The following is an 8,515-nucleotide window of genomic DNA, read 5'->3' on the forward strand; positions in this document are numbered from 1 at the left end:
TTTATGTATGAAAAAATGAGCTATATTTAGTGACGTTGATGGGACTATATATCCCTTTCCAAGTAAAGAATTAACAAAAGAAAATGTTTCAAAAATTCATGAAGTTGTTGAAAAAGGAATCCCTTTTATCATTAATACCGGTAATGGACCATATCCGAAAATTCAAAATTTAGCTGATAAAGTACACTCTCGGTACATCATTTGTTCAAATGGTGCTTTAATTTTTGATAATCAAACAAAAGAAATTTTGCATATTGAATATCTTCCACAAGAAGAAGCGAAAAAAGTTTGAGAACTTGCAGATGAACTAGGATTAGGTTTATATTATTTTGGTACACATAAATATTATTTAAAAGGTGCTGATGATCGTTTCCGTAAATTCATTAGTGATTTTTGTGAATATACCGACTGAATCGAAACAGGTGAAATACCATCTGATTTACATAAAATTGAGTCTTATGGACCATTAGAACTTGTTGATAAATTTTGTGAACTTGCAAAGCAAAGAGGTATCAATTTAAATATTGTAAACCTTAAATCACATATTGAAATAACAAAAGCAGGTGTATCAAAAGGTAGTGGTATTAAGTGGGTTTGTGATAATCTTTTAAATGCATCCGTTGATGATGTAATGGCTATTGGTGATAGTCAAAATGATATTTCTATGTTCAAAACAGCAGGATATACATATGCAATGGAAAACACCGATTCATATTCCAGAACTTTTGCTAAATATTTTACATCCACAGTAGAACAAAACGGTTTAGCAGAAGCAATTGATGATTACTTATATCGTAGTGATTTTGAATTAAAACGTGCTATTTCACAGGGTTTAAAGAAAAACAAATAACCTCTTTGAGGTTTTTTAATTATGTATATAAATAAGTAATTTTTAGATATGTAAAACAATTTATAAAGGATATTATGAATAAAAAAATTAAGTTAGGACAATTTTTTACCCCAAAAGCTGTTGTTGATATAGCTTGAAAAATGATTAAAAGAAATAAAGTTGAATTTGATTTTGTTGCTGATACATCTGGTGGAAATGGAGATTTCATCACAGATGAAGTTGCAGATAAATTTATTTATGTTGACATCGACAAATACTATTATGATTATGTTAAAGATAACTATAAAATTCTTAAGACATTAAATAAAAATTCATTGAATGATTTGAAAAGAAGTGATATATGTACAAATGATAAAAAATTATTAATTGTAGGGAATCCGCCATATAACAACTGAACATCTTTTTATATGAAAAACCAAAAAGGAAGTATGCTAATAAATGATACATTTAAAGCACGAGATATGGGAATTTCTTTTTTAAAGATGTTTAACCATTTGGATGCTGAATATATTTGTGTTTTGCATCCGTTGTCTTATTTGATTAAAAAATCTAATTTTAATCAACTAGGTCAATTTAAAAATAATTATGTTCTTACAGATGGGATAATAATTTCATCAAATTTGTTCAATGATACATCCAAAAATACACAATTTCCTATTATAATAGCTCTTTATAAAAAAGATTCAAAAGGGATGAGTTTCGATGAGATAAAAACATTTACTTTTTCGGTTCATAACTCAAATTATAAATTCTGTCTAAATCAGTTTTTATATATAGAAGATGTGCATACAAAATACAAAGACAAGTCAATTACAGGTAATTACGCTCATTTTAGCACTCTAAGAGATATGAATCAGTTAGTAATTAATAAAGGGTTTTTAGATCAGGAAAATGCTCAATCTATTAGAGTTAAAGGACAAACTGCCTTAAAAATCTTCAAATATCTACAAATATTAAAATCTTGATATTCTAAAAATAAAAACGAGTTTTACTTTTTAGGTAATTTTTCTCCAATTGTTAATAAGGAAATATGAAAAAACATAGATACTAAGGGTGAACATAACATCTACCAAGAAATAGATTTGTTTTTTAAAAAAGAACTATCAGAAAATAATTCTATTTTATCAATATATACCGATAAATTAATTTGAAATTTCACCAATATATCACCTTCTGGAAAATATAGATTTAAAAAGAGAGAGAAACATTTTGAACAAGGTGAAATAAAACCTTCTGCATCACAAGTAATTACTGATAAAGATTTTTTAGAAATACAAATAGGATATGATAAAAAAGTAGAAGACTTTTACAGCAAACCTTCTCTTTATAAACTTGCTTTTAAAAATAACAAGGATGAAGATAAATATATTTTTGAATTATCTGATATATTTTATTGAGGGTTGAATAAAGGATTTATCGATTTAGAATTTTTGACAAATTTATTAAATAAAGTCGAATCAATTAAAACATACATTGAAGATGAATATAAAATAACAAGAAAACAAAGGGTTGAAAATCCTAAAATCATTTTGCCTATTAGTTTTCAAACCGTTGATGTAATAAAACCTAGTTTTATTAGTGAATACATTGATAATGACTTCATAGAAATTAAAATTGATTATAAACAGAAAGCAATTGGAACACAAGCAATGTTGTTTTTAAATTTATCAGCAAAAAATTTTGTAATAAACAATGAACCAATTATAGGTAAAACCATATCCAAAACTTCTGTTATTAATTATGTCATAGATAGAAAAAGATATACAGACTTATTTATACACATTATTTTGCTTTTTGCTAATTTATCAAAAGAACATAACACAGATATTATAAGAATATTAAGTTCTGTGTTAAAATATAAACAAAATGAACTTTATGAAAATGTAGCATCATAAGAAAGTAATAAAAACTCTAAGAGTAAAAACAAAACCCGCAAAGTGGGTTTTTGAAAATAATTAATCACTTTTTATTGTTTTTCTTTTTCTATATTTCTTAGTATCTCATCAATTCTTGCTCCTTTTTCAGAAACATCATCAATAAAGAATCTAACTGTAGGAGCCTTTCGTCAGTCCAAAGATTTTGCTAACATCTTACGAACATAACCAGCAGCATTATTTAATGCAATAAGTCCTTTTTTTGTATTAGATTCAAAATTTACATACACCTTTAAATCTGATAAATCAGATGATAATCTCACATCCATTACAGTTGGATTAATAATATTTACATTACTTATATTATGTTCAAGAATATCAGCAATCAATTGATGCACTTGTGATTCTTTTCGTTTTAAATTAATTTCATTCATAACATAATTATATAATTTATCTTATATTTAGTGAATAAAAGTTGCTGAAATATAATTTCAGCAACATTTTTATTTGTTTAATTCCACCTCGGCAATTGGTTCAGATAATACAACTGTATCACTTGTGCTTCGATCTGCTAAGAATTTAACTGCTTTATAATTACTTTCAGGTAAAACAGTTACATGAACATCGGAAGTATAACCTTTTGAATGCACTAAATCTAAATCCACATTAACTAGCACTTCGCCAACTTTAACTTTATCACCTTGTTTAACTACACTTTCAAACCCTTGTCCATCAAGTTTGACGGTATCAATTCCAATATGAACGAAAACTAATGCATTGTTATTTGCTTTAATTGTTACAGCATGCTTGGTAGTAAATAACATTTCTACTACACCTTCAACTGGTGAAAACACAGGAACAACACCAGAATCATGATCAAATTCAACTGCGAATCCATCACCTAAAGCACCACTAACAAAAACTGGGTCTTTAGCATCAGAAAGGTTTACAAATTTTCCTTTTATTGGACTATGAATCACATCATTTGCTGGTTGATTTATTTCTTCTGTTTTAACTTCTTGATTTGTTTTTTTTGATTTTCTACTAAGTAGTTTTGCTAAGCAATCTCTCAACATAACATCCTTTCTATTTAAACCTTAAATATTTTTCGATTTCTATATATGTATCAGAATGATACTTTTTCAAGAAAATTGTCCCTAGTTTTTGCATTAAAATCGCATCAGAAATACGACGAGGATCAATTTGTTCATCCATAACAGGATTAAGTGATGCTTTTACTTTTGCGATTTCTTCTTTAATTTCTTCATTTGAGATAAAAATATCATACTTTTTAGAAATAACATTTAATCAAAAGAAGTCAGTTAATGTTTCTTTAACTATTGCAACCTTATCACCTTCGAATTTTTCATCAAAGTTAAATCCTTCAATATCACTTTGAATTAAATCTTGTGGAAAATCAATCGGTTTATTAAATTTCTTTATTTCCTTATAAATGTTCATTCCATAAGTAAATAATGAATTAGTAACCACTTCTTCTTTTGTAGTATAAAAAATAAAATCTTTTAATGATTTAAGATCGAAAACACCCGGTATCTGCATTTCTTTTACATTATCATCATTTAATTTTTCATCAAGGTAATAAAAAACATCAATAATGGTAATTTGTAATTTAGTTGTTTCTAAATCAAAATCAAATGTTGATTTAGGTTTCATTCCTACTAACTTACTTTCTAATGTGCTGTCTTTTTCTGCTTTTGCTAATAATTCAAAACGTTGTCTGCGTTTTGAAATAGGATCAAAAGCATCTAAAATAACATGATCATTAGGTTCAATATCATCTGTGGTACGGAACTTACGTGGTGATTGGTTTTTAACATAATCATCGACAAAATTATTTATTTTTTCATCTGTGTCAGATAAAACAAAATCATTAGTTGGCTTAAAATCTAAGGTCAAATCATCTAGATAATTTTCTAAATAATAAGTTTTCAAATCAAATGAAATTGAATCCACATTCATGTGAATGTTTTCAGCAATAGGCATAAATGCAACTTTATTAGATTCACGATCTTTAAGTACATCTGTAAATATTTTTTGTTTCTCAAGCAAAATAACACCACGTGAAGCATATGATAAAATATCTTGTTGTGAAACTTTACCTTTTTTGGTAGTATTTAGATAGTTTAGTGCTTCATTTTGGTAATTAATTCATTGGTTTTTATCAACCAAGATGCTTGTCATTGTATATTTCATTTAAACTCCTTTATTTAAATTTTACTATAAATAAAATAAGTGTATAAAAATGTTTTGTATAATTATTTAATGAAAGATAAAAATTTAGAAGTTAAACACCAAATTCAGCAATTAGTTGAAAAAATTAATCAATGAGACTGAGAATATTATATGCTTGATGCTCCAAGTGTTTCGGATTCTGAATATGATAGCGAATATAAGCGCTTACAAGCATTAGAAGAGACTTTTTCAGATCTGATCCTACCTAATTCACCAACTTTAAAATTAGGTGCTTGAAACAACGAGAAATTCGCTAAAGTAATCCACCAAAAACCGATGCTTTCTTTGAATAAGGCATACTCAAAAGAAGATGTTTTTAAATTTTTAAATGATATTAAGCAACAAATAAGTTCTGATATTTCATTTAATTGCGAACCTAAAATTGATGGATTATCTATTTCTTTGAAATATGTAGATGGTAGACTGATTCAGGCTTTAACTCGTGGAAACGGGATTGAAGGCGATGATGTAACAGAAAATGTTTTTCAAATTGAAAACTTACCTAAACAAATTAATTATCTAAAACCAATTGAAATAAGAGGTGAAGTATATTTATCTAAAACTCGTTTTAACCAACTAAATAAAAAACTGGAAACTGATAATAAAAAACTTCTAGCTAATCCGCGCAACGCTGCTGCAGGAACTTTAAAACTGCTAGATAAAAACATTGTAAAAGAACGTGGTTTATCAATTATTTTATATGATATAACAGATCCGATACTACATAATATCAATTTACAAAGTGATGTGATAAACTTTCTAAATCAACTGAATTTACCCACCAGCAAGCATAATAAGACATCTGCAGACTTTGATGAAATATGAAATTTCATCAAAGAATTCAAAGAGATCAAAAATTCCTTTGAATATGATTGCGACGGATTTGTGATAAAGCTAAATGACTTAAAATATTGAGATTCACTTGGTAGAACTTCTAAATTTCCAAAATATGCTATTGCTTACAAATATGAAACAGAAGAAAAAGTTGCTAAAATCAAAGAAATTGTTGCGACCGTAGGAAGAACCGGGAAAATTACCTATGTTGCAAATTTCAAAGACAAGGTTGAATTAAACCAAACCTGAGTATCAAATGCTACCTTGCATAATTATGAATATATAAAAGATATGAATATTAACATCAACGATGATGTTTTAGTAATAAAATCAGGTGAAATTATTCCAAAGGTTATTGCATTAGTTCATAAAAATTCTGATGGTGTTTTTAAAAAAGTCACAAAATGTCCTTCATGTAATCAGCTGCTACATCAAAATGATTCATTAGTTGATCAATTTTGTATTAATCAACACTGTCCAGAACAAAAAATACGTGCTTTAATTCATTTTTGTTCGAAGCAGTGTGCTAATATTGAAACCTTAGGAAATGAAATTATCAGACTATTTTATCAAAAAGGATATATTAATACTTTTTCTTCTATATATATGCTAAATAAGTATAAAAATGATATCATTAAACTTCCTTCTTTTGGTAATTCTAAGAGCAAAAACAAAGAATATAAAAAAATTGATAATATTTTAAGTTCAATTGATAAATCAAAGTCTATTAAACTAGCAAATGCCCTCTTTGCACTTGGTATCCCAAATGTTGGTAAAACTGCTACCGCATTAATTGCTGCAAAAATAACTAAATTAACTGATTTAACAATAATAAATCTTAATTCTTTGTTACAAATAAACACAATCGGTCAAGTAATAATCGATAGCATCAAGAGTTTTATAAAAAACCCTAATATGCTTGAAGAAATATATAAACTTGATAGTATTTTTGAATATATTAATGAGGATTTTAAAACATCCGATTTATTAAATGGACAAAGTTTTGTTATTACTGGAACTTTAAGCAAATCCAGAGATTTTTTTAAAGACGAAATTATCAAAAATGGTGGCAAAGTGGTATCAAGCATTTCAAAGAATACTAACTTTTTACTCGCTGGAGAAAATGCTGGTTCAAAACTACAAAAAGCCTATGATTTAGGGATAAAAGTTATAAATGAAGATTATTTTAATCAAATGATTAAAATCTAGAAAGTATATATGAAGAAAATCGGAATTACATCTTTATTTGCTTCCGCAGGAATTGGTACATATTTATTAAAAAATATTGGTTTTGATGTTACCTTATCTAATGAATTGATAGCTAAAAGAGCATATATACACGATTTTTTATATCCAAATTCAAAAATGATAATCGGTGATATAAGTAATAAAAATGTCTTTGATTCATTGGTTTTAAGACACAAACAACTTAATAATCAAATTTTAATTGCTACCCCTCCTTGTCAAGGGATGTCACTAGCCGGAAGACGAAAGATAGATGATCCTAGAAATCTATTGATTACATATGTTGTAGATTTTATCAAACAAACAAATCCAAAACTTATTATTATTGAAAATGTAATTCAGATGTATACAACTAAGATAATGATAAATAACAAACTTGTAAATATCCAGGAATATTTAAAAAATGAACTAAGTAGTTTATATCAACATATCGATTTTTATAAATTAAATTCCAAAGATTTTGACACTGCACAAGACCGTAAACGTGCTGTAATTATCATTAGCAACCTAGATATACAAATACCACACCCCACAAAGATAAAGACTGTAGAAGAAGTAATCGGACACCTACCAAGCCTAGAATCAGGTCAAAGAAGTGATATAAAATATCACAATGCTTCCGTTCACAATGACAGACACATTGAATGAATGAAACATACACCGAGTGGAAAAAGTGCTCATTTTAACGAAAAGTATTTTCCTATCAAGAAAAATGGAGAACGAATCAAGGGGTATTCTACAACATATAAAAGAATTTCATGAGATAAACCTGCTCCGACTATAACAATGGCTAATGGTTCAATTTCTTCACAAAACAATGTACATCCAGGTAGATATAAAGATGGTTTTTATAGCGATGCAAGAGTTTTAACTATCAAAGAAATTTTACTTTTAACAGGTTTACCTGATGATTTTGTTTTACCTGATGATGTAAGTGATTCAAATATTAGACATATTATCGGCGAATGTGTACCACCGAAGATTTTTTATGGTATTTTAAAAGAAAACAAGGATAAATTTATTTCTGACAATCACCTAGTAATAAACAAATTTTTTGCTGCTCGCTAAATCTAAATCCTAAAAAGTTTTCTACTTCTACTCTGTATACTTTTTCAACCTTGTCTTATTTTAAAAACAATATAGATGCATCGTGATTTAAACTTAAAGACATTAATTTATTGAAAACCTTAATTTTTAAACAAATGAATAAACCTGAAAATAAAACAGTAGCAACACATCTGATTACTCACCTTGTCTTTTATGGGTTCCTTAAAATCATCCAAAAGTAATAATGAAAAAATAGTTATTATAACTTCTTATGGTAGAGATTTTATAGACAAATGAATACAGGTGATTAAACATAGATTGATTAATTTTGCTGATAGCTAAAACAGGATTATGGTTTTCCTGTTTTTCTGGAAATAAATAAGAAAAAAATTTTTCTCCCTATATTTTAGGA

The 8,515-nt window shown here is 27.2% G+C and carries 8 protein-coding genes; 5 read left to right on the top strand and 3 right to left on the bottom strand.

What is annotated here, in order from left to right; genetic code table 4:
- Positions 1-7 precede the first annotated feature (7 nt).
- Both ACXYRK_RS03025 and ACXYRK_RS03030 read left to right on the top strand, forming a co-directional pair.
- The gene (locus ACXYRK_RS03025) at positions 8-850 is read left to right on the top strand and encodes a Cof-type HAD-IIB family hydrolase (protein WP_458617999.1); all 843 of its coding nucleotides are present in this window, start codon (positions 8-10) and stop codon (positions 848-850) included.
- 74 nt (positions 851-924) lie between these two features.
- Positions 925-2,745 (top strand): R.Pab1 family restriction endonuclease, encoded by a 1,821-nt coding sequence (locus ACXYRK_RS03030; RefSeq protein WP_458618002.1) that lies wholly within the window; start codon positions 925-927, stop codon positions 2,743-2,745.
- A 71-nt stretch (positions 2,746-2,816) separates the two neighbouring features.
- Here ACXYRK_RS03030 and rbfA read toward each other — a convergent pair whose 3' ends face one another.
- The 3 genes from rbfA to ACXYRK_RS03045 all read right to left on the bottom strand — a co-directional run bounded on the left by rbfA (position 2,817) and on the right by ACXYRK_RS03045 (position 4,938).
- A complete protein-coding gene (rbfA, locus tag ACXYRK_RS03035; protein WP_458597965.1) occupies positions 2,817-3,158 on the bottom strand; it encodes a 30S ribosome-binding factor RbfA in 342 nt (113 codons plus the stop codon).
- A gap of 69 nt (positions 3,159-3,227) precedes the next feature.
- Entirely contained in the window at positions 3,228-3,800 is a 573-nt protein-coding gene (locus tag ACXYRK_RS03040; RefSeq protein ID WP_458614037.1) for a PTS sugar transporter subunit IIA, read from the bottom strand.
- Positions 3,801-3,810: 10 nt separating this feature from the next.
- Positions 3,811-4,938: a trigger factor-related chaperone gene (locus ACXYRK_RS03045; protein ID WP_458614038.1), complete on the bottom strand. Its 1,128-nt coding sequence runs from the start codon at positions 4,936-4,938 to the stop codon at positions 3,811-3,813.
- 69 nt (positions 4,939-5,007) lie between these two features.
- Here ACXYRK_RS03045 and ligA point away from each other — a divergent pair, with 69 nt between their 5' ends.
- From ligA to ACXYRK_RS03060, 3 genes are read left to right on the top strand one after another with little or no spacing between them, the layout of a single operon-like run.
- Entirely contained in the window at positions 5,008-7,020 is a 2,013-nt protein-coding gene (gene ligA / locus ACXYRK_RS03050; RefSeq protein WP_458618004.1) for an NAD-dependent DNA ligase LigA, read from the top strand.
- Between the two features lie 9 nt (positions 7,021-7,029).
- Positions 7,030-8,124, top strand: coding sequence for a DNA cytosine methyltransferase (locus ACXYRK_RS03055; RefSeq protein WP_458618006.1), 1,095 nt, complete (start codon positions 7,030-7,032; stop codon positions 8,122-8,124).
- Positions 8,125-8,174: 50 nt separating this feature from the next.
- Positions 8,175-8,345: a hypothetical protein gene (locus ACXYRK_RS03060; protein WP_435129859.1), complete on the top strand. Its 171-nt coding sequence runs from the start codon at positions 8,175-8,177 to the stop codon at positions 8,343-8,345.
- Positions 8,346-8,515 lie beyond the last annotated feature (170 nt).

This window comes from Mycoplasma sp. AC1221, from assembly GCF_054353815.1.